A 20,185-nucleotide genomic window follows, 5' to 3' on the forward strand; every position below is an offset into this window, starting at 1 on the left:
GCGCTAGTTCGCGGTCACCTCGTAGATCTCGAAGCGGCCGTTTTGCCCGAGGAGACGCACCGGCGCGCCCGCGAGGATCGCGGGATCGAGCGGGTCCATGCTGACAACCTTGTCGAACTTCGTCTCCCAGCCCTCGAGGTAGTCTTCCACGTGGCACCATTCTCCCAGCGCGTCGCGCTCGAGCGGTGCGGCGTCGAAGACGGCGCAGGCCGGATTTCCTGACATCAGCGGCGTGGCCGAGGCCGCGTATTCCGTGCGCAGCTGGACGGCATGGACGCCTTGGAAAAGCGTGGGGATGAAGGCCTCGTTCCGGGCGGTGGCGTAGCCCTGCGCGTGCCAGAGCCGCTGGCCGAGGAATTGCCCCGGCGCGCGCACCGGGAGCACGCGGTCCTCGGGCTCGAGCGTGTCGTCCATGAGCGCGGTGAGTTCCCGGATCTCGGCGTCGTGGAGCGAGAAGTACTGCGCCATTTGCCCGCTTCGCGCCACCACGAGCGCGAGCGTCAGCACGAGGAAGGTGGCGCCGACCCGCGGCGCGCTGCTCCGCCAATCCGTTGCTGCGATCATCAGGAGGATGAAGACGAAGGGGAAGCGGATGTCGATATAGGCCACCCCGGCAAGCCATGTGGGCGACAGCACGGAAACGACGAGAAGCGCGATCACCGGCCCCCGCATGGCGGGCGAGAGCCGCAGGCCCCAGCGCACTGGCAAAAGGACCGTGGCGAAGAGGCCGTAGAGCCCGAAGACGATGATCTTGCCCAGCTGGTTGATCGGATCCGCCGGGTGGAGCGCGAAGGCGTGGATCGGCTCGGCAAACCGCGCGATGCGCGTGGCAAGGCTGCCGAACTCGGTGAAGGTTCCCGCCGGGTTTTCGGGCCCCGTGGCCATATCGGCGGCGAGCCAGAGGACCGGCAGCACGAAGGGCACCCCCATGGCCGCGCCCGCGAAGAGGCTCGCGCGATCCCGCGCCTCGATCAGCCGCTGAAGCTCGCGGCCGAAGACCAGCGCGCCGAGCACGGCGAAGGCGAAGAAATGCATGAGAAAGAGCACCGGCGTGATCGCCGCGAAGATCGCCACGCGCAGCCCGAGCCCGCGCTGCTCCATCACGAGGTAAAGCGCGAAGGCATGGATCGCGAAGGGCAACGAGAAGCTGTAATTCTGGAACCCGAAGAGGAACGTCGCGCTGAAGACGACGAGCCCGCCCGCGAGGCTCCAGGGCGTGAAGCGCCCATGGATGACACGGGCAAGCACCACGCATGACACGAAGAGATTGAGCACCGAGACCGCCATGACCCGGTGGCTGAAACGCACGGCATCCGTCCCGCCGATCGCCTGCCAGAGAAGGTCCACCGCCGAATTCGGCACGAGCACGAAGGAGGCCGTCCAGAAGCGGAGCAGCGCGCTGCCCTCGTCGGCGGCCATGATCGTGTGTCGCGCGATGTGGTTGGGCAGGTCCGTCAGCGGCAGGTAGAGTGCCTGGGTGAACGGGTAAAGCAGCGCCGCCGCCACGACGAGCGCGCCCAGCATGACCCAATGCGTTTGCCCCTGCCCGACCATGTCCGTGCTACTCGGCCGCGATGGAGAGCGGCTTGGCCTTCTGGGCCTCGCTCGGGCGGGTGATCTCGTCGACGATGAAGCGCGGGCGCCCCTTCGTCTCGAGGTAGATCTTGCCGATATACTCGCCGATTACGCCGAGCGCGATCATGTGAATACCGCCGAGGATGTAGATCGGCAGCACGATGGAGGTCCAGCCCGGCACCACCGAGCCCATGGACCACATCACCAGTGAATAGACCGCGTAGCAAAGCGAGAGCCCGGCCACGATAAAGCCCATGGCCGTGATGAGCCGCAGGGGCTTGATCGAAAAGGAGGTGATCCCCTCGATGGCGAGCGCGAGCATTTTGGCGAGCGGGTACTTGCTCTCGCCCGCCACCCGCGCGGCGCGGTCATAGGTGACCGTCGCGGTCTCGAAGCCGATCTGGCGCACGAGGCCGCGCAGGAAGAGATTGCGCTCCTGGAAGCTGTCGAGGGCCGCCAGCGCCTTGGCGCTCATGAGCCGGTAATCGGCGTGGTCGGGGATGATGTCGACGCCCATCCCGCCGAGGAGCTTGTAATAGCCCCGCGCGGTCATGCGTTTGAAGGCGGTGTCGGTATCGCGGGCGGCGCGGACGCCGAAGACGATCTCGGCCCCCTCGCGGTAGCGGTCCAGCATGTCGCGCACGACATTGGGATCGTCCTGGAGGTCGGCATCCATGGAGATGGTGACATCGGCGTCCGCGTTCAGAAGCCCCGCCAGCAGTGCGGCTTGGTGCCCCTGGTTCTTCGAGAGCCGGAGCCCCGTGGCCCCGTGGGACGCCCGCGCCGCCTCGATCATGGGCCATGTGCGGTCGCGCGAGCCGTCATCCACGAGGAGAATCTCGGCGGGTTCGGCGATGCGCCCTTCCTTCACGAGCGCGCCGGAGAGCGCGAGGAGCGTGTCGAGGAGCTCAGGCAGAACCTCCTCCTCGTTGTAGCAAGGCACCACGAAGGAAAGCGTGGGGAGCGGATTGGTCATGACGCAAATACCATCCATTTCAGGCCGACGAAGACGCCGATGCTGTAGCTCGCCGCGCCGAGGATCTGGGCCGCCGGATAGGCAAGCCCGGCGCCGACAAGGGCGTAAGTGAGGAGCACGTTGCCGGTGAAGGCCAGTGCCACGAGCCCGGCGAAGAGGAGCGCCGTCCGCCCCAGCGCGCCGCGATGGGCGAAGGTCCAGCGCTTGTTGAGCGCGTAGCTCAGGCACCAGCCCGCGCCATAGCCCACGATATTGGCCACGAGGATGCTTGCGCCGAGCGCGTAGACGCAGGCGAGCGTGAGGCCGTACCCCAGGGCTGTGTTGGCGATGCCGGTAACGCCGTAGCGCCAGATTTGTCCGAAGCCGCTGCGCGCGGCCTTCGTGTCCACATGGGCGGTCATAGGTCCCCACCTGAATTGACCTTCAGATGGGGCCTGATCGCGTATGATTTGGGCGAAACAAGGGCAGCCCGGGGGAATTGGGTGGGCCCTGAATTCGAGGTTGCGCGCTAGGAGCCCGACGCCGCGAGGATCGTGGCCGAGAGCGGCGCGAGGTTCACGCGCTCGGCGCGGTCCTGCTGGTGCCAGATGAGGAGCGCGCTGATCGTCTCGGCCCGCAGACGCCCCACGAGGACGGCATGGCCGTCCTGCCCCGCGCGGAACGCCGCCTGATCGAGGAAGCGGCGAATGATCGTGTTGCCCTGCCCCTCGCCGTCGAGATCGCGGAGCACCTCGGCCACGGGCACGCCGGCCTGGCGCGCCATCTGCGCGGCGGTGCCGAGGCCCTGGGGAAAGGTCAGAAGCCCGTGCCCGGTGCCCGCCGCGATTTCGGCGACCTGTTGGGCCACCGTCCGGTCACCGCGGAAGCCCGCGAAGGTGCCGTCCATCACGGCGACGGCTTCCGGCACCGCCGCGAGATAGGCCTCCATGGAGACCTCGACGTCAGACGCCGTCGCCCCCTCGGGGATGTCGGCGAGGAGCGCCACCTCGTGTCCTGCAGCGCGGTAGGCCGCCATGGCCTCGGCCGCGCCGGGCTGGCCTGCCGGGACGGCGAATGTGAGCGGACCGGCGAAACTTGCCAGCGCCGGCAGGCGCGCCGCGCTGGCCGTCTCGTCGATGAGGACGATGGAAAAGAGCGGGCGGTCATCGGGCTCCCAATCGCCGCGCGCGGCGTGGCGCATGATGGCGCGGTCATCCTCGGGCGCGGCCTCGGCGGCGTCGTCCGTCGTGGCGTCCCCGGGTTCCTCTTCCGCGGCGGCAGCGGTGCCTTGCGTCGGCCGGTTCACGACGACGCCCTCCGCGCGGTTGCCAAAGCCCCCGGTGGAGACCGTTGGGCGCGGCACGGCGGAAGCCACGCTATCCGTGGCCGCATCCGGGTCGGCCTCCAGGGCGGGCGGCGCCGGGGCGCTCTCCACACCCGCCTCCTGCGTCACCTCCGGCTCGGTGGGCGCCTCCGCAGTGGGTGTCGCTTCGACCAGAGGCGCATCATCACGCGTTTCAGTTGCCTCTGCGTCTTCAATCGCATCCGTCGCCGTGGGTGCCGGGGTCTCCTCCACGGGCGTCGCGGCCGCCATGGCCCCGCTCTCCTCTTCCGGCGTCTCGGGCACGTCTTCTGTTGTCTCAGGAACGTCCACGACCTCGGGCGCGCGCGGAAGTGGCGAGGCGGCTGTCGTATCGGCCAGCGCGCTGTCATCGGCAGCAGGCGTCGTCCCGGAGAGAGCGGGCGCCGTCTCCTCGAGGGCGGGCACTTCGGCGCGCAGCGTGACGCCGGCATCGGGCGCGCCCTCGGGCGGCGGGGCGAGCCCGGCCGGGGCGCCCGTTTCCGTCTCGGGCACGCCCGCCGGCGAGGTGACCGTGTTCTCAAGGAGCGGCGCCGCCGGAGCGACGGGCGCGGTCACGAGCGGCGCGGTGCCGGTGACATCCACCGGACTCTCGGTGGCCGGGGCGCGCAGCGGACGATCCACGCCCGCCTGGTCGAATTCCGATCCCGCGGGCACTTCGACGACCTTGGTGTCTGGCGCCGCGCGCTGCGCGACCTCGGAGACCGGCACATCGCCCAGAAGCGATGCGACCGCGAGTACGAGCCCCCCCACGAGAAAGCCCCAAAAGGCGCCAAAGAGTATGCCCCGACCCATGCTCTGTCTCTCTATTCTGCCCTTGGCGGGTGTGCCCCGCTTCATCTCTCTTTGCAGGCGCTTAGGCCTTGACGGCCTCGCCTGCCTTCTTGATCTATACCGCCATCCGGGGCCGCTGCGATAGCCCCCTTCTGACCCGCCAAAGGCCCGTGAGCGATGCTCCTCCTCATCGACAATTACGACAGCTTCACCTACAATCTCGTGCATTACCTGGGCGAGCTCGGGGCCGATGTCGTCGTGCGCCGCAACGATGCCCTCGACGTGCAGGAGGCCATGGGCATGGGGCCCGCGGGCATCCTTCTGTCTCCCGGGCCCTGCGACCCCGACCAGGCGGGCATCTGCCTCGCGCTGGTGAACGCCGCCGCCGAGACGCGCACGCCGCTCATGGGCGTCTGCCTCGGGCACCAGGCCATCGGTCAGGCCTTCGGCGGCACGGTCGTGCGCCACAGCGAGATCGTGCATGGCAAGATGGGCCAGGTGACCCATGGCGGCACGGGCCTCTTCGCGGGTCTCCCCTCGCCCTTCGCGGCCACGCGCTACCATTCGCTCGTCGTGGCCCGCGAGGGCCTGCCTGATGCGCTCGAGATCACGGCGGAGCTCGAGGATGGCACCATCATGGGCCTCCAGCACCGGGAGATGCCAATCCACGGCGTCCAGTTCCACCCCGAGAGCATCGCCTCCGAGCACGGGCATGCGCTCCTCCAGAATTTCCTGGCTGAGATGAAAGTGCCCGCATGAGCGACGCGATGAAGCCGCTGATCTTTGCCGCCTCCGAGGGGCCGCTTTCTCGCGCGCAGGCGCAGGCGGCCTTCGAGGAGCTCTTCGAGGGCACCGCCACGCCCGCACAGATGGGCGGCCTTCTCATGGCGCTGCGCGCGCGGGGCGAATCCGTGGCCGAATACGCCGCTGCCGCCGCCGTCATGCGTGCCAAATGCGTGGCCGTGACTGCGCCCGACGGCGCCATGGACATCGTGGGCACCGGCGGGGACGGGATGGGCACGCTCAACATCTCCACCGCCACGGCCTTCGTCGTGGCGGGTGCCGGTGTGCCCGTGGCCAAGCACGGCAACAGGAACCTCAGCTCCAAGTCCGGCGCGGCCGACGCGCTGGGCCAGATGGGCATCGACGTCATGGTCGAGGCCGCGGTCGTGGAGCGCGCGCTCGCGGAGGTGGGCATCGGCTTCATGATGGCGCCCATGCATCACCCGGCGGTGAAATACGTCATGCCGGTGCGCCAGGAGCTCGGCACGAAGACGATCTTCAACATCCTGGGCCCGCTCACGAACCCCGCGGGCGTCAAGCGCCAGCTCACCGGGGCCTTCGCGCCCGACCTGATCTTTCCCATGGCCGAGACCCTGCAGGAGCTCGGCTCGGAGGCCGCCTGGCTCGTCCACGGCGCCGACGGAACAGACGAGATCTCCATCTGCGGGACCACCGCCGTCGCGGTTCTGAAAGACGGCAAGATCACCGCGCACGAGGTCCACCCGGAGGAGGCGGGCCTCCCTGTGCACCGCTTCGCCGATATCCTCGGCGGGACGCCCGAGGAGAACGGGATCGCCTTCAAGGCGCTGCTCGAGGGTCAGCGGGGCGCCTACCGCGACGCCGTCCTCCTCAATGCCGCCGCCGCACTCCTCGTGGCCGAGCGCTGCGAAAGCCTCGCCGAAGGTGCGCACATGGCCGCCGAGAGCATCGACAACGGGGCCGCGAAGGCCAAGGTTGAGGGCCTCGCCCGGATCACGAGCGGCGCGCCATGAGCACGCCCACGATCCTGGAGACCATCAAGGCCTACAAGCTCGAGGAGATCGCCGCGGCCAAGGAGGCCCGTCCGCTGGCGGAGGTCGAGGCCGCCGCGCGGGATGCAAGCCCCGTGCGCCCCTTCGCGCAGGCCCTCTTCACGGCGAGCCGCGAGGGCTACGCGCTTATCGCCGAGATCAAGAAGGCGAGCCCGTCAAAGGGGCTCATCCGGGCGGATTTCGACCCAGCGACACTCGCCCGCGCCTACGAGGCGGGCGGTGCCACCTGCCTCTCTGTGCTCACCGACACGCCGAGTTTTCAGGGCGCGCCCGAATTCCTCACCACCGCACGGGAGGCCTGCGCGCTGCCTGCCCTGCGCAAGGATTTCATGTACGACCCCTACCAGGTCGCCGAGGCGCGGGCCTGGGGCGCGGATTGCATCCTGATCATCATGGCCAGCGTCTCCGACGCGCAGGCCGCCGAGCTCGAGGAGGCCGCCACCGGCTGGGGCATGGACGTGCTCGTGGAGGTCCATGACGAGGCCGAGCTCGAGCGCGCCGCGGCGCTCAAATCGCCGCTCCTCGGCGTCAACAACCGCGATCTCAACACGTTCGAAGTCTCGCTCGAGACGACGAAGCGACTTGCGCGGATGGCGGAGCCCGAGCGGCACCTCGTGGCCGAAAGCGGGCTCTTCGCCAACGCCGACCTTCACGATCTCGCCGCCTACGGAGCGCGCACCTTCCTGATCGGCGAAAGCCTCATGCGGCAGGAGGATGTCACCGCCGCCACCCGCGCGATCCTCGCCAATCCGATCCGCGCGACGCCGCTATGAGCGGGCTCAGCCATTTCGACAGCGCGGGACAGGCCCACATGGTCGACGTCTCGGGCAAGGAGGTCACCGCGCGCACCGCCGTGGCCGAGGCCTATCTTCACGTGGCCCCCGCCACGATGCGCCATGTGCTCGACGGCACGGCGAAAAAGGGCGACGTGCTGGGCACGGCCCGCCTCGCCGGGATCATGGCCGCGAAACGCACCGCCGATCTCATCCCGCTCTGTCACCCGCTGCCGATCACGAACGTCTCCATCGCGCTCACGCCCAACGCAGAGGCAGGCACCATCCGCATCGAGGCCACCGTAAAGACAACGGGCCAAACGGGCGTGGAGATGGAGGCGCTCACCGCGGCCTCCGTCACCGCGCTCACGGCCTATGACATGCTCAAGGCGGTGGACAAGGAGATGCGCGTGGACGGGCTCCGCGTGATCCTGAAAGAGGGCGGCAAATCAGGGCGCTACGAGGCGACATGATCTCGGTCGACGCGGCGCTCGAGGCCCTGTTCAAGCTCGTCTCGCCGCTCCCGACGGAGGCCGTCGCCCTGAAGGATGCCGCGGGACGCGTCCTTGCCGAGGAGGCCACGGCCACCCGCGCGCAGCCCCCCTTCGATGCCTCCGCCATGGACGGCTATGCGTGCCGCGCCGCCGATGCCCACGCGGGCGCACGGCTCAAGGTTATCGGCGAGGCCGCCGCCGGGGCGCGCTTCGCGGGCCATGTCTCCTCTGGCGAGGCCGTGCGCATCTTTACCGGCGCGCCGCTTCCCTCGGGCGCGGACCACGTCGAAATCCAGGAGAACGCGGACCGCGACGGCGACACGATCACCCTCACCGACCCCGCCGCGCCAGGGCGCTGGGTCCGCCCGGCGGGCGGGGATTTCGAGGTGGGCGCGAAGCTCTCTGCGCCGCGCCGCCTCGGACCCGCTGACATTGCACTTCTTGCGGCGATGAACACGCCAGCCCCCCGCGTCACCCGGCGCCCGGACGTGGCCATCATCTCCACCGGGGACGAGCTCGTCATGCCCGGCGAGACCCCGCGAGATGACCAGATCATCGCGTCAAACGCCGTGGCCCTCCACGCGCTGCTGGCGGGCGCGGGCGCCCTGCCCCGGATGCTGCCCATCGCGCGCGACACCGAGGAGAGCCTCTCCTCCGTCTTCCGCTTCGCCCGCGGCGCGGATCTCATCGTCACGATCGGAGGCGCGTCTGTGGGCGACCATGACCTCGTGCGCGGCGTGGCTACCGAGGCAGGCATGGCGCCGAGCTTCTACAGGGTCGCCATGCGCCCCGGGAAGCCGCTCATGGCCGGGCGCCTCGGCGCGACGCCCATCCTCGGGCTACCGGGCAATCCTGTCTCGTCCCTCGTCTGCGGCCACATATTCCTTCTGCCCATGCTGCGCGTGATGCTGGGCCTGCCAGCCGCGCTCGCGCCCCGTGTGACGGCCCGCCTCGCCCATGACCTCCCCGCCGGGGGACCGCGGGAGCACTATGCGCGCGCCCGCGTCGCGCGGGGCGAAGTCCACATCTTCGACCGGCAGGACAGCAGCCTCCTGACCGTCTTCGCCGAAGCCAATGCCCTCGCCGTCATCCCGCCCGATGCACCCGCCCGGCCACGGGGCGCGGAGATCGAGCTCGTGCTGCTTGACACAAATAGCGAACATCCATAGAACATTTGCAAAACCACCCGGCGCAACAGGCGGAGGCTGAGCACATGTTGACGAGCAAACAGCGGGACCTTCTTCTCTTTATTCACAAGAGGATGCAGCGCGATGGCGTGCCGCCCTCCTTCGACGAGATGAAGGAGGCGCTCGATCTGCGCTCCAAATCGGGCATTCACCGTCTGATCACCGCGCTGGAAGAGCGCGGCTTCATCCGCCGCATGGCGCACCGGGCGCGCGCGCTCGAGATCGTGCGCATGCCCGATGGCATGGGCCAGCCCGCGGGCTTCACTCCGCGCGTCATCGAGGGCGACAAGCCCGAGGCCACGCCGCCCGCCGCGCGACCGATCGCCAATGCAGGCGCGGTCGAGCTCCCGGTGATGGGCAAGATCGCCGCCGGTGTCCCGATCGAGGCGATTTCGCACGCAGCCAGCCACGTGGCCGTGCCGGGCAACCTCCTCTCCGGCAAGGGCGAGCATTATGCGCTCGAGGTCAAGGGGGACTCGATGATCGACGTGGGCATCAACAGCGGCGACATCGTCGTCATCCGCGAGACCAACAGCGCCGATAACGGCGATATCGTCGTGGCCCTCGTTGAGGGGCAGGAAGCGACGCTCAAGCGCTACCGCCGCAAGGGCTCCACCATCGCGCTCGAGGCCGCGAACCCGGCCTACGAGACGCGCATGTATTCGGAAGACCAAGTGAAGGTGCAGGGCCGCCTGGTGGGTCTCATCCGCTCCTACTGAATTCTAGCGCGACCGCGCCGCACGCACGGTCCGGTCATTCCAAAGCCTACGGCCCGTGACCTCGCGGGCCGTGAGCGTCTCCAGGCCCTCAGGCCCCATCGACATGGCGAGGGCGCCCGTGTCCCGCAAGCTGCGCGGGGTATGGGCCGTGCAGGCGGGCATCGTCTCAGGCTCCTTATTCAGAACGAGGATGTCATCGCCTCCGCAGGTCGCCGTCGCCGCCTTCACTCCGGTAACATGGCGGATGGATACGGCTCGGGAAAGCCTTGCCCCAGCGCGAGCGCCGCCTTGACCCTCGCCGGAGCCCCGGGCAAAGGCCGTCGCCTGATCAGCGTCGTCGCCGTCGTTCTCAAGCCAGCTGCGCGCCGCGAAGCCGTCGCCCCGCGCCTTGGATAGCGTGCGGCCCTCCGCGCCGAGGATGCCAACGAGCCCGCCCGTGGGAGACACCAGCACCGGCGGTCGCTCCGTCCCGGCCCAGAGCAGCGCCGCCAACCCGAGCGCCGCAGCCCCGCCACAGCGTGCCCTACCTCGCCAGAGGATGAGGAAAATCGCGCCGAGCGCGAGGAGCGGCAGCACTTCGGGGCGCGGGGCGAGGATCCGCCCCACTGCCCCGTCGAGGCCCGAGACCCGCTCGGCCACGAAAAGGATCCACAGGATCCCCCGCTCCATCACCCAGAGCGCGGGCGCTGCGAGACCGAGCGGCGCGAGGAGGGCCGCGAGCACGGCCGCGGGCATCACGACAGCCCCCATGACTGGCACCGAAAGAAGGTTCGCCACGAGCCCGTAATGCGAGACGATGTTGAAATGCGCCGCAGCAAAAGGCGCCGTCGCGAGCCCCGCCACAAGCGAGGAGGCAAACACGGCGAAAGCCGGGCGTAGGAGGCGCGGCAGGCCCAGCATGTCCCGCTCCGAAAGCCAGCGAAACGCCACCACGAGGGCCGTCGTCGCGGCAAACGACATCTGGAATCCGGGGCCGAGCAGCGCCTCAGGGCGCAGCGTCAGCACCACGAGCGCAGCGAGCGCCACGGCGCGCAGCGTTAGAGCGCGGCGGTCGAGGAGGACGGCGCCAAAGACCACGGCCGCCATCACGAAGGCGCGCTCGGTGGCCACTGCCCCGCCCGACAGCCCGAGATAGGCGGCCCCCGCGAGAAGCGCGCCGATCGCGGCGATCTTGCGCGTGGGCCAGGCGAGCGCGAGGGCCGGCACAAGGGCGAGCCCGAAGCGCAGCGCACCGAAGACAAAGCCCGTGAGCAGCCCCATGTGGAGGCCTGAGATGGCCAGGAGATGGGCGAGGTTCGCGCGTCGGAGGTTCTCCACCGTCTCCTGCCCCATGCCGGAGCGGTCTCCCACGGTGATGGCGGCCGCCACGGCCCCGGCCTCCCCCGGCAGCGCCGCGCGGATCGCCGCGCTCAGCGCCATGCGCGTCCGAAAGACCCAGAGCGCGAGGCCTGGCTCCGGCCCTGCAAACGAGAGCGCCGGCGCGCGGGTATAGCCCACGGCGCCGATCTGCTGAAACCACGCATGGCGCTCGAAATCGAAGCCGCGGGGCTCCGCGGGGCTCGGCGGCGGCGAGAGGTGGCCGGTCATCATCGCGTGAGCCCCGGGCTGCGGCAGCGGCAGGCCCTCCTGCCCGTGGAGCGAGACCCGCACGCGGAGCGGTGTCCGCGCGGGAGAGACCCGCTCGAGCCGGACCCGGTCGAGCGTCAGCCGGGGCCTATCGGAGCCCGATCGGTCGATGGCCACCACGCGGCCCTCGATGGTGCCGTAATAGCGGAATTCGAGCACCGGGCCGCCGACGTTGTGCGCCCGAACCGCGCCGAGGATGAGGCCGAGCGCCACGAGCCCCGCGGCGAAAAAGAGCGGGCCGAGATGGGCGCGCGCGAGATGCGCCACCGCGAACGAGACGAGCGCGGCCCCGGCGAGCGCCCAGAGGACCGACACGCCGGGCTCTTCCTTCAGGCTGAAATAGAGGCCGATCCCCAAGCCGAGAAAAACAGGCGCCCAACATAGCAGCTGGCCCCGCTGCCGTTGCAGCGCGGCGCCCATCGTGCCAAATGCCGCGCGAACCATGGCCGAGCCTCTCTCGCAGCTGGATGCGTTTCAGAGGCTATGCCGAACAGGGTTAGCGAAGTGTTAACGCCCGCCCCGGAGAAGTAAGACCCATGTCCGAGATCGTCACCCGCATCGCGCCGTCGCCCACGGGCTACATGCATATCGGCACGGCCCGCACCGCGCTCTTCAACTGGCTCTATGCGCGGGGTCGCGGCGGCCGCTTTCTCTTGCGCATCGAGGATACCGACAAGGCGCGCTCCACGCCGGAGGCCACGGAGGCGATCCTGAGCGGCATGGCATGGCTGGGCTTTGACCATGACGGGGAGGTCGTAAGCCAGGCCGCGCGCGCCGACCGCCACGCGGAGGTGGCCCACGCGCTCCTCGCCCAGGGCGCGGCCTACAAGTGCTTTTCCACGCCAGAGGAAATCGAGGCCTTCCGCGAGGCGGCAAAGGCGGAGGGCCGCGCCACGCTCTTCCAGAGCCCCTGGCGCGACGCGGATCCCGCCACGCATCCGGATGCGCCCTTCGTCGTGCGCCTCAAGATGCCGCGCGAGGGTGAGACGGTGATCAGGGACGAGGTGCAGGGCGACGTGCGCTTCCCGAATTCCAACCTCGACGACATGGTCCTGCTGCGCTCGGACGGGAGCCCCGTCTACATGCTCGCCGTTGTCGTCGATGATCACGACATGGGCGTCACGCACGTGATCCGGGGCGACGATCACCTCAACAATGCCGCGCGCCAGAGCCAGATCTACCGCGCGATGGGATGGCCGCTGCCGGTCTATGCCCACATCCCGCTCATCCACGGGCCCGATGGCAAGAAGCTCTCCAAGCGCCACGGCGCGCTCGGCGTGGAGGAGTACCGCGAGATGGGTTACCCGGCCTCCGCCATGCGCAATTACCTCGCGCGGCTGGGCTGGTCCCACGGAGATGACGAAGTCTTTTCCGAAGCGCAGGCGCTGGCATGGTTCGATCTCGGCGGGATCGGCAAGTCCCCGGCGCGCTTCGACTTCAAGAAGCTGGAGAATATCTCGGGGCAGCACATCGCCGCCGCCGACGATGCTGCACTGCTGCAAGAGCTCACCGATTTCCTCGCGGTCACCGGTGCGCCCGCGCTGACCGAGGCGCAGGTGGGCCTCATGTCGCAGGGCATGGCCAGCCTGAAAGAACGCGCGAAGACATTCCCCGAACTCATTGAAAAGGCGCATTATATCCTCACGGACCGCCCGATCACGCCGGAGGAAAAGGCCGCGAAAAGCCTCGATGATGTATCCCGCGGTATACTGCGAGAATTGACGCCGCAGCTGCAAACTGCTAGCTGGACGCGAGAGGCATTAGAGGCGCTGATGGCGGAGTTTGCCGAGGCGCATGACACAAAATTCGGCAAGATTGCAGGTCCGCTACGTGCCGCACTCGCCGGGAGGAGCGTCACTCCCAGTGTCTATGATATGATGTTGGTGCTCGGCCGGGACGAATCCATCGCCCGGATCTCGGATGCCGCGGCCCCCTGAGGGCTGAGGCCTCCGCGCCCCTTGCCAGGGGGCCGAGCGCGAGCGGGGATGGATCGGAGAGAGAGAGCCACCATGAAAGACAGTATCAGAACAGCGACGCTCACCATCGACGACAAGGTTCTCGATCTGCCAATCCATTCGCCCACCGCCGGGCCCGACGTGATCGACATCCGGCGTCTCTATGCCGAGGGCGGCGTTTTCACGTACGACCCGGGCTTCACCTCCACGGCCTCCTGTGACAGCACCATCACCTTCATCGACGGCAACAAGGGCGAGCTGCTGCATCGCGGCTACCCGATCGATCAGCTGGCCGAGAAATCGCACTTTCTCGAGGTCTGCTACCTCCTGCTCTACGGATATCTCCCGAAGGCCGACCAGCTCGAGGAATTCGAGCATCACATCACGCATCACACGATGCTCCACGAGCAGATGCAGAACTTCTTCCGTGGCTTCCGCCGGGATGCGCATCCTATGGCCATCATGGTGGGCGTGGTGGGCGCGATGTCGGCCTTCTACCACGACAGCACCGATATCTCCGACCCGCGGCAGCGCGAGGTCGCCACGCACCGCCTGATCGCCAAGATGCCCACGATCGCGGCCTGGGCCTACAAATATCACATCGGTCAGCCCTTCGTGTATCCGAGGAACGACCTCGACTACGCGTCGAATTTCCTGCGCATGTGCTTCTCGGTGCCGGCGGAGGATTACGAGGTGAACCCGATCCTGTCGCGCGCGATGGACCGGATCTTCACGCTCCACGCCGATCACGAGCAGAACGCGTCGACCTCCACGGTGCGCCTCGCCTCGTCCTCGGGTGCCAACCCCTTCGCCTGCATCGCAGCGGGCATCGCCTGCCTCTGGGGCCCGGCCCATGGCGGCGCCAACCAGGCCTGCCTCGAGATGCTCGAGGAGATCGGCTCCGTCGACCGCATTCCCGAATTCATCGCCCGCGCGAAGGACAAGAACGACCCGTTCCGCCTCATGGGCTTCGGGCACCGCGTCTACAAGAACTTCGACCCGCGCGCGAAGGTGATGAAGCAGTCCGCCGACGAGGTGCTGGAGCTTCTGGGCGTCGAGAACAATCCGAAGCTTCAGGTCGCCAAGGCGCTCGAGAAAGCCGCGCTGGAAGACCCGTATTTCGCGGAGAAGAAGCTCTTCCCCAACGTGGACTTCTATTCCGGCATCATCCTGGAGGCCATGGGCTTCCCCACCTCGATGTTCACGCCGATCTTCGCGCTCTCGCGCACGGTGGGCTGGATCTCGCAGTGGAAAGAGATGATCGCCGATCCGCAGAACAAGATCGGCCGCCCGCGGCAGCTCTATCTCGGCGAGACCGCGCGCGATTACGTGGACATCGAGAACCGGTAACTGGACCGCCCTGGCGCGCTAACGGCTCAGCTTCGTTTCATCCGGCCTTTCGGGCTGCGTGTCATCGACCCAGGCCACGCCTGAGGCCACGACACAGGCCGTGCCGTCCGGGCGGGTGGTGAGGATTGTCCAGTTGCCGGTTTCCTGCGAGCGCCAGACCTCGATGAGGCTCAGCGGCGATTGCAGGCCCCGACCGATCCGCGCTTCCGCGTAGAGTGTCTCGAGCTTTCCCGTGATGGCCCCGTGCACGCCGCAGTGCATTTGCGCCAGCGCGGGCGGGGCATTGGCGGCAAGGCCGAAGGTCAGGCTCATGGCGATCAGTCGTTTCCACATGGCGATCTCCTTCCCGGACAGGGGACGGAGATGTCAGGGATGCCCCCTGCCGCGTGCAAAGTGTCCTCATCATGTGGGGTGCGGAGGCCTGCCGCGCACCCAGATGTGCCGGAGAGTTGATCATGCCCCCTCCCCGGTCACGCCACCGCACGCCTGCGGCGTCAGGCGTCGGCGACCACCTCGCCCCGCATTTCGCCCGTCATCTTGCTGTGATCTTCCGAGCGGACCTCCCGACGAATGCGCTCGATGAGCGCCTCCGCGTCATCGCGCGTGCGCCGGTCCGGCCATTCAGAGATCGCGGCGACGGTGCGCTCGCTCGTGCGGATGACTTGAACGCGCTCCGCCCCCAGCTCTCGCAGCGCGGGGAGGCGTTTCTTTTCCATCTGCTGCATCGTCAGATCGAAATCGACGCTGTCGAGCAGCTCCCACGTGGTGATTGTCAGGTATCGCATGGCTCTTCCTCCAACCTGCTGTTGGGTGAATGCCCTCTAGAATACCATCAAAGCCGCCCAGTACCAAAAAGTGCGCCTTGTGAGGCGGTTGGGGGCCGCTCCTGCAGCGCCTCCCAATGCGCAGTGCCTACCGGCCTTCGAAGCGCGCCGGGCGCTTTTCGGTGAAGGCCAGCACGCCCTCCTTGAAGTCCCGGCTGTCGCCGCATTCGCCCTGGAGCCGCGCCTCGAGCGTCAGTTGCTCTTCGAGCGTGTTGCTATCGGCGGCGCGGAGTGCGGTCTTGATGTGGCCATAGGCCAGCGTCGGCCCCTCGGCGAGGTGCGTTGCCCGCGCGCGCCAGTGCGCGTCGAACTCCGCCTCTGGCACCGCCTCCCAGATCATACCCCAATCGCTCGCCTGCCGCGCGCTGATGCGGTCGGCGAAAAGCGAAGCACCCATGGCCTTGGCGAGCCCCATCTGCCGCGGCAGGAGCCACGTGCCGCCCGCATCGGGGATGAGGCCGATCCGCGTGAAGGCCTGAAGGAAAAACGCGCTTTCGGAGGCGATGACCACGTCCGCCGAGAGCGCGAGGTTCGCGCCCGCGCCAGCTGCCGCGCCATTGACGGCGGCGATGGTGGGAATGGGGCAATTCACGATGGTCTCGAGCATGGGCACGTATTCGTCCCTGAGCGTGCGCTCGAGATCGAGATTGGCGGCGGTGCCGTTGTCGCCGAGATCCTGGCCCGAGCAGAAGCTGCGCCCGGCACCCGTCATCACCACCACGCGCTCGGTGCGCGCGGCGGACTTCATGGCGTGGGTGATCTCGGCGCGCATCTGCGCGTTGAGCGCGTTCATCACGTCGGGCCGGTTCAGCGTGATGACGGCCATTCCGCCATCCGCCGCATAGGTGATCGTATCGTAGTCCATGGCCCGTCCCTTCCTGTCTCGCCCTTCCCTACGCGGCTTCGCTTGCGGCGGGAAGGCGGCTCACTTCTCTTCGCCCAAAAGCTCGGAGAGACGTCGCGTCTCCGCCTCGGTGAGCGGTGTCTCGGTGGCCTTCGGGCGGCGGAAGGCCAGCGCCACGCCGCCTAGCGCGAGGATGAGCGCCGCGGGCCCCACGAGCCAGAGCACGAGGTTCGCCCCGCCCGTATCGGGGCGCAGCAGGACGAACTCGCCGTAGCGGTCCACGACGAAATCCACGACCTCGCTGTCGCTATCCCCCGCGAGAAGCCGCTCGCGCACGAGGAGCCGGAGATCGCCCGAGACCGGCGCGCTCGACTCGTCGATGCTCTCGTTCTGACAGACCGGGCAGCGCAGGCCCTTGCTGATCTCCCGCGCGCGCGCTTCGAGCGCTGGGTCATCGAGCACCTCGCCCGGCTCCACCGCCACGGCCATGGAGGCCACGAAGACGAGGAGGAGCGAGAGCGCCCTCATTCGGCAGGCACCGCCCGTGCGGGCGTCTTGCGCGCGCCGGCGGCTACCCGGAGCCGTCGGTCGAAGAGTGAAAACGCCCCTCCGATGGCCATGAGGATAGAGCCCGCCCAGATCCAGTTGGCAAAGGGCTTGATAAAGGTGCGCACGGCCCAGCCGCCATTCGTCTGGGGCTCGCCAATGACGAGGTAGACATCGCGGAAAAAGCCGTTGCGGATCGCGGCCTCGGTGGTGGGCATGCCCGCCACGGGGTAGATCCGCCGCTCCGGCTGCAGCACCTCGATGACCGCGCCGCCTGGCCGCGCGATGGCGATATCGGCGGTGGTGGAGATGAAGTTCGGCCCCTCGACTTCGCGGACATCGAGGAGCGTTACTTCGTAATTCTCGACGAAGTAGCTCTCCCCCGGCTGCGCCACACGGATATCCTCCACCTCGTAGGCCATGAGGCCCGCGACACCGATGAAGAGGATGCCGAGCCCTGAATGGGCGGTGGCCTTGCCCCAATCGGCGCCGGGAAGCCGCTTGAGCCGGTCCAGCGTGCCGCCTGCCCGCTCCCAAAGCTCGCGCAGGGCGCCCACCACGAGCCAGACACCGAGCGCGATGCCCACGGGGCCAAGCGCGCTGCGCCCCGTCTGCACGGCCCATAGGAGCGCCGCGAGCGCGAGGGTGAACACCGCGAAATAGCGCAGCTTCCACGCCACCTTGCCGAGCTTTGCCCGCTTCCACGGGAAGACGGAGCCGAAGGGCAGGATGAGCGCCAGTGCCACCATGAAGGGCGTGAAGGCGATGTTGAAGAAGGGTGGGCCCACGCTCAGCTTCCGGTCGAAAAAGAGCTCGGCCACCAGCGGCCAGATCGTGCCCACGAAGACGATGAGCGTGGAGACCGCGAGGAGGATGTTGTTGGCCACGAGCGCGCTTTCGCGAGAGGCGAGCGAGAAGACCCCCCGACCCTGCAGGATCGGCGCGCGCCAGGCGAAAAGCGTCAGCGCCCCGCCGGTGAAGAGCGCCGTGATCGCGAGGAGGTAGGTCCCCCGCTCGGGGTCATTGGCGAAGGCGTGGACAGACGTCAGCACGCCCGAGCGCACGATGAAGGCCCCGATAAGGCAGAAGCCAAAGGCGAGGATGGCGAGCAGGATCGTCCAGGCTTTCAGGCTCTCGCGCTTTTCTACGACGATGGCCGAATGGAGGAGCGCCACGGCGAGAAGCCAGGGCATGAACGAGGCGTTTTCCACCGGGTCCCAGAACCAGAAACCGCCCCAGCCGAGCTCGTAGTAGGCCCACCATGAGCCGAGCGCGATGCCGATGGTCAGGAAAAGCCACGCCGCAAGCGCCCAGGGCCGCACCCAGCGGGCCCAGGCCGCGTCCACGCGCCCCTCGATGAGGGCAGCCACGGCGAAGGAGAAGGTGAGCGAGAGGCCCACATAACCCAGGTAGAGAAACGGCGGATGGAAGGCGAGTCCGGGATCCTGCAGGAGCGGGTTGAGATCCGCGCCATTGAGCGGCGGGTTCGCCAGCCGCGCGAAGGGGTTCGACGTGAAGAGGATGAATGCGAGAAAGGCCACGCCCACGGAGCCCTGCACGCCGAGAACGCGCGCGCGGAGCGTGTCGTTGAGCCCCGTGCCCCACCACGCCGCCATGGCCCCGAACAGCGCGAGGATCAGCACCCAGAGAAGGAGCGATCCCTCGTGGTTCCCCCAGACGCCCGTGACCTTGTAGAGCATGGGCTTGTCGGTGTGGGAATTGTCGGCCACGACCTTGAGCGAGAAGTCCGACGTGACAAAGGCATAGGTCAGCGCGGCAAAGGAAAAGCCGATGAGGATGAACTGAAGCGTGGCCGCGGGCTCCCCCGCCGCCATCCAGCCCGCGTTGCGCCGATGGGCACCCACGAGCGGCACGACTGTCTGGAAGACCGCCAGCGCGAAGGCCAGCACAAGGGCGAAATGTCCAAGCTCCACGATCATGGGGTGGATATAACCCAGCCGGGCCCGCGCTGCCACGGGCCGAGCACCATGTCGCACGGGGGCTCTAGAGCCCTAACGCGCGGCGCGGCCCCGGTGCCAATCGCGGAGCGCGGCGTTGTCCGCATAGGGATCGCGGCCCTCAGAGGTTGCCGCAGCCACGGGGGCCTCGATGGCTTCCGTAGGCGCGACGGTCCGAGCGGGCGCTGGCGCTGGCGCCGGGGCGACGGGGCGCGGCGCGCGGGCCAGCGTCTCGGCCAGCGATTTCTGGAATTCCTGCCCCTTCAGCTGGTGCCGCGCGCCGAAATAGAAGCTCACGATCGCGCCGAGAAGCCACCAGAGCGGCTCGGGCACATGGGCGAGCCCCGCCATGCGCGCGGCAAACCAGGCCGGGTCCACCATGGCCGCCACGAAGAGCCCGATCGTCCCCAGTGCCATGGCCGGGCGCGGCACGCGGTTGAGCCCGTCGATGAAAACATCGAACCGGGCGCGGCGCGGATGGGCGAATTCAGCGGCGAATTGCGCGAGCGAGGCCATCTGCGCTTCGCTCGCGCGGGCCGCGCCCTTCTCGGCGTTCTCGCGGAAGATCTCCACGGTCTCACGCACCGCGTTGCGCCCGCTCCCGAAGATGAGCCCGAAGAAGCTGTCGATCAGGCCCATGGGGCCACCCGCGCGGCATGTTCAGCGGCGGAGAAATGGTAGCGGGGGGAGATGAATTCCTCCGCCCGGGTGATCCAGCCGCCTTTGCCACCATCGCGGCGCCGCGCGTATTTGCGCGAGGCGGGACGGCGATCGGCGAGCGCGTAGTAATAGTTGCGCCGCTCGATCCCGTAGGCGTCCACCATGTGATCGGGTGCAGCGGCGAGCGCGCGCGCGGCGGCCTCACGCGTCTGCGGCCCGAGCGCGCCATCCACTGTCACGGGGACGCCCATGCGCCCGAGGAGCCGCTGCAGGATCTTGATCGCGTTGGCCCCGGCATTGACCTGCATGTCGAAGACGCTGGGTTGAAGCGGCGCGGGCAGCTCCGCGATGCCGGGGCCGTGGAAGTAGTGGCGCAGGAAGATGTCCACGGCCTGCGCCACAGTCAGGCGGCGCACATCGGCGCTCGAGATCTGCCCGTCCCCGTCGAGATCGAGGCCCAGCCGTCGCATCGTGTGGATCGTGACGCCGTGCTTCGTGGCCCCGCCGGGGTCATCGGGGTCGTTCACGTAGCCGCCCTCGCGGGCGACGATCTCGGCGGCGATGTCTCTGACGCTGTGCATGGGGGCCTCCGTCTGGATCGTGCGGAGGGTGGCGGCGAAGGGTTAACCGCCGCTGAGGACAGCGCGCGGTGCAGGGCCAGATGCCTCCGGCGGAGGTACGGGGCACAAAGATGCCGGGGCGCGCGCACTCGGTCCGGCATGGGCGGCGGTGGGGAGCCTGGCGTGGGCGACGGCCCGGCAGGAGGCGCGC

Annotated in this window: 20 protein-coding genes; 8 read left to right on the forward strand and 12 right to left on the reverse strand. The window is 68.5% G+C overall.

Annotated elements, in window-relative coordinates; translation table 11 throughout:
- Positions 1-3 precede the first annotated feature (3 nt).
- The 4 genes from AAFM92_05765 to AAFM92_05780 form a co-directional block, all read right to left on the reverse strand.
- Entirely contained in the window at positions 4-1,554 is a 1,551-nt protein-coding gene (locus tag AAFM92_05765) for a hypothetical protein (protein MEL7299874.1), read from the reverse strand.
- A gap of 7 nt (positions 1,555-1,561) precedes the next feature.
- Positions 1,562-2,551: a glycosyltransferase family 2 protein gene (locus AAFM92_05770; GenBank protein MEL7299875.1), complete on the reverse strand. Its 990-nt coding sequence runs from the start codon at positions 2,549-2,551 to the stop codon at positions 1,562-1,564.
- Positions 2,548-2,952, reverse strand: a complete 405-nt coding sequence (locus tag AAFM92_05775; protein ID MEL7299876.1) for a GtrA family protein — start codon at positions 2,950-2,952, stop codon at positions 2,548-2,550. Before AAFM92_05775 ends, AAFM92_05770 begins: the two co-directional genes overlap by 4 nt.
- 107 nt (positions 2,953-3,059) lie before the next feature.
- On the reverse strand, positions 3,060-4,685 hold the full coding sequence (locus AAFM92_05780; GenBank protein ID MEL7299877.1) for a divergent polysaccharide deacetylase family protein: 1,626 nt from the start codon (positions 4,683-4,685) through the stop codon (positions 3,060-3,062).
- A gap of 156 nt (positions 4,686-4,841) precedes the next feature.
- Here AAFM92_05780 and AAFM92_05785 point away from each other — a divergent pair, with 156 nt between their 5' ends.
- Genes AAFM92_05785 through lexA form a run of 6 tightly spaced genes read left to right on the forward strand, consistent with a single transcriptional unit; the run spans position 4,842 to position 9,651 of the window.
- Complete coding sequence (locus tag AAFM92_05785) at positions 4,842-5,423, forward strand: aminodeoxychorismate/anthranilate synthase component II (protein ID MEL7299878.1); 582 nt, start codon at positions 4,842-4,844, stop codon at positions 5,421-5,423.
- The gene (trpD, locus tag AAFM92_05790) at positions 5,420-6,439 is read left to right on the forward strand and encodes an anthranilate phosphoribosyltransferase (protein ID MEL7299879.1); all 1,020 of its coding nucleotides are present in this window, start codon (positions 5,420-5,422) and stop codon (positions 6,437-6,439) included. The genes AAFM92_05785 and trpD overlap by 4 nt, the downstream gene beginning before the upstream one ends.
- Complete coding sequence (gene trpC, locus AAFM92_05795; protein MEL7299880.1) at positions 6,436-7,251, forward strand: indole-3-glycerol phosphate synthase TrpC; 816 nt, start codon at positions 6,436-6,438, stop codon at positions 7,249-7,251. Before trpD ends, trpC begins: the two co-directional genes overlap by 4 nt.
- Positions 7,248-7,724 carry a cyclic pyranopterin monophosphate synthase MoaC gene (moaC, locus tag AAFM92_05800; GenBank protein ID MEL7299881.1) on the forward strand — a complete coding sequence of 159 codons (477 nt, stop codon included), beginning with the start codon at positions 7,248-7,250 and terminating at the stop codon, positions 7,722-7,724. Before trpC ends, moaC begins: the two co-directional genes overlap by 4 nt.
- Positions 7,721-8,914: a gephyrin-like molybdotransferase Glp gene (glp, locus tag AAFM92_05805; protein MEL7299882.1), complete on the forward strand. Its 1,194-nt coding sequence runs from the start codon at positions 7,721-7,723 to the stop codon at positions 8,912-8,914. The genes moaC and glp overlap by 4 nt, the downstream gene beginning before the upstream one ends.
- A gap of 44 nt (positions 8,915-8,958) precedes the next feature.
- On the forward strand, positions 8,959-9,651 hold the full coding sequence (gene lexA, locus AAFM92_05810; GenBank protein MEL7299883.1) for a transcriptional repressor LexA: 693 nt from the start codon (positions 8,959-8,961) through the stop codon (positions 9,649-9,651).
- Between the two features lie 3 nt (positions 9,652-9,654).
- Here lexA and AAFM92_05815 read toward each other — a convergent pair whose 3' ends face one another.
- Entirely contained in the window at positions 9,655-11,721 is a 2,067-nt protein-coding gene (locus AAFM92_05815; GenBank protein MEL7299884.1) for a ComEC/Rec2 family competence protein, read from the reverse strand.
- 92 nt (positions 11,722-11,813) lie between these two features.
- Here AAFM92_05815 and gltX point away from each other — a divergent pair, with 92 nt between their 5' ends.
- A complete protein-coding gene (gltX, locus tag AAFM92_05820) occupies positions 11,814-13,214 on the forward strand; it encodes a glutamate--tRNA ligase (protein MEL7299885.1) in 1,401 nt (466 codons plus the stop codon).
- 72 nt (positions 13,215-13,286) lie between these two features.
- Positions 13,287-14,582, forward strand: coding sequence for a citrate synthase (gene gltA, locus AAFM92_05825; protein MEL7299886.1), 1,296 nt, complete (start codon positions 13,287-13,289; stop codon positions 14,580-14,582).
- 18 nt (positions 14,583-14,600) lie between these two features.
- Here the strand turns inward: gltA and AAFM92_05830 are convergent, their stop codons facing one another.
- The 7 genes from AAFM92_05830 to AAFM92_05860 all read right to left on the reverse strand — a co-directional run bounded on the left by AAFM92_05830 (position 14,601) and on the right by AAFM92_05860 (position 19,995).
- Positions 14,601-14,915 carry a hypothetical protein gene (locus AAFM92_05830; protein ID MEL7299887.1) on the reverse strand — a complete coding sequence of 105 codons (315 nt, stop codon included), beginning with the start codon at positions 14,913-14,915 and terminating at the stop codon, positions 14,601-14,603.
- A gap of 161 nt (positions 14,916-15,076) precedes the next feature.
- Entirely contained in the window at positions 15,077-15,367 is a 291-nt protein-coding gene (locus tag AAFM92_05835) for a hypothetical protein (GenBank protein MEL7299888.1), read from the reverse strand.
- Positions 15,368-15,494: 127 nt separating this feature from the next.
- On the reverse strand, positions 15,495-16,271 hold the full coding sequence (locus AAFM92_05840) for an enoyl-CoA hydratase-related protein (GenBank protein MEL7299889.1): 777 nt from the start codon (positions 16,269-16,271) through the stop codon (positions 15,495-15,497).
- 60 nt (positions 16,272-16,331) lie between these two features.
- The gene (locus AAFM92_05845) at positions 16,332-16,778 is read right to left on the reverse strand and encodes a cytochrome c-type biogenesis protein (GenBank protein MEL7299890.1); all 447 of its coding nucleotides are present in this window, start codon (positions 16,776-16,778) and stop codon (positions 16,332-16,334) included.
- Positions 16,775-18,736: a heme lyase CcmF/NrfE family subunit gene (locus tag AAFM92_05850; GenBank protein MEL7299891.1), complete on the reverse strand. Its 1,962-nt coding sequence runs from the start codon at positions 18,734-18,736 to the stop codon at positions 16,775-16,777. Before AAFM92_05850 ends, AAFM92_05845 begins: the two co-directional genes overlap by 4 nt.
- Positions 18,737-18,808: 72 nt before the next feature.
- On the reverse strand, positions 18,809-19,393 hold the full coding sequence (locus tag AAFM92_05855) for a holin family protein (GenBank protein ID MEL7299892.1): 585 nt from the start codon (positions 19,391-19,393) through the stop codon (positions 18,809-18,811).
- Positions 19,384-19,995, reverse strand: a complete 612-nt coding sequence (locus tag AAFM92_05860; protein ID MEL7299893.1) for a holin-associated N-acetylmuramidase — start codon at positions 19,993-19,995, stop codon at positions 19,384-19,386. The genes AAFM92_05855 and AAFM92_05860 overlap by 10 nt, the downstream gene beginning before the upstream one ends.
- Between the last annotated feature and the right edge of the window lie 190 nt (positions 19,996-20,185).

This window comes from Pseudomonadota bacterium (assembly GCA_038533575.1).
In the GTDB taxonomy this organism is placed as follows: domain Bacteria; phylum Pseudomonadota; class Alphaproteobacteria; order Rhodobacterales; family Rhodobacteraceae; genus Shimia_B.

Coding starts and splice junctions, on each gene's coding strand:
- AAFM92_05765 (MEL7299874.1), bottom strand. CDS start 1,554: ATGGTCGGGCAGGGGCAAACGCATTGGGTCATGCTGGGCGCGCTCGTC.
- AAFM92_05770 (MEL7299875.1), bottom strand. CDS start 2,551: ATGACCAATCCGCTCCCCACGCTTTCCTTCGTGGTGCCTTGCTACAAC.
- AAFM92_05775 (MEL7299876.1), bottom strand. CDS start 2,952: ATGACCGCCCATGTGGACACGAAGGCCGCGCGCAGCGGCTTCGGACAA.
- AAFM92_05780 (MEL7299877.1), bottom strand. CDS start 4,685: ATGGGTCGGGGCATACTCTTTGGCGCCTTTTGGGGCTTTCTCGTGGGG.
- AAFM92_05785 (MEL7299878.1), top strand. CDS start 4,842: ATGCTCCTCCTCATCGACAATTACGACAGCTTCACCTACAATCTCGTG.
- trpD (MEL7299879.1), top strand. CDS start 5,420: ATGAGCGACGCGATGAAGCCGCTGATCTTTGCCGCCTCCGAGGGGCCG.
- trpC (MEL7299880.1), top strand. CDS start 6,436: ATGAGCACGCCCACGATCCTGGAGACCATCAAGGCCTACAAGCTCGAG.
- moaC (MEL7299881.1), top strand. CDS start 7,248: ATGAGCGGGCTCAGCCATTTCGACAGCGCGGGACAGGCCCACATGGTC.
- glp (MEL7299882.1), top strand. CDS start 7,721: ATGATCTCGGTCGACGCGGCGCTCGAGGCCCTGTTCAAGCTCGTCTCG.
- lexA (MEL7299883.1), top strand. CDS start 8,959: ATGTTGACGAGCAAACAGCGGGACCTTCTTCTCTTTATTCACAAGAGG.
- AAFM92_05815 (MEL7299884.1), bottom strand. CDS start 11,721: ATGGTTCGCGCGGCATTTGGCACGATGGGCGCCGCGCTGCAACGGCAG.
- gltX (MEL7299885.1), top strand. CDS start 11,814: ATGTCCGAGATCGTCACCCGCATCGCGCCGTCGCCCACGGGCTACATG.
- gltA (MEL7299886.1), top strand. CDS start 13,287: ATGAAAGACAGTATCAGAACAGCGACGCTCACCATCGACGACAAGGTT.
- AAFM92_05830 (MEL7299887.1), bottom strand. CDS start 14,915: ATGTGGAAACGACTGATCGCCATGAGCCTGACCTTCGGCCTTGCCGCC.
- AAFM92_05835 (MEL7299888.1), bottom strand. CDS start 15,367: ATGCGATACCTGACAATCACCACGTGGGAGCTGCTCGACAGCGTCGAT.
- AAFM92_05840 (MEL7299889.1), bottom strand. CDS start 16,271: ATGGACTACGATACGATCACCTATGCGGCGGATGGCGGAATGGCCGTC.
- AAFM92_05845 (MEL7299890.1), bottom strand. CDS start 16,778: ATGAGGGCGCTCTCGCTCCTCCTCGTCTTCGTGGCCTCCATGGCCGTG.
- AAFM92_05850 (MEL7299891.1), bottom strand. CDS start 18,736: ATGATCGTGGAGCTTGGACATTTCGCCCTTGTGCTGGCCTTCGCGCTG.
- AAFM92_05855 (MEL7299892.1), bottom strand. CDS start 19,393: ATGGGCCTGATCGACAGCTTCTTCGGGCTCATCTTCGGGAGCGGGCGC.
- AAFM92_05860 (MEL7299893.1), bottom strand. CDS start 19,995: ATGCACAGCGTCAGAGACATCGCCGCCGAGATCGTCGCCCGCGAGGGC.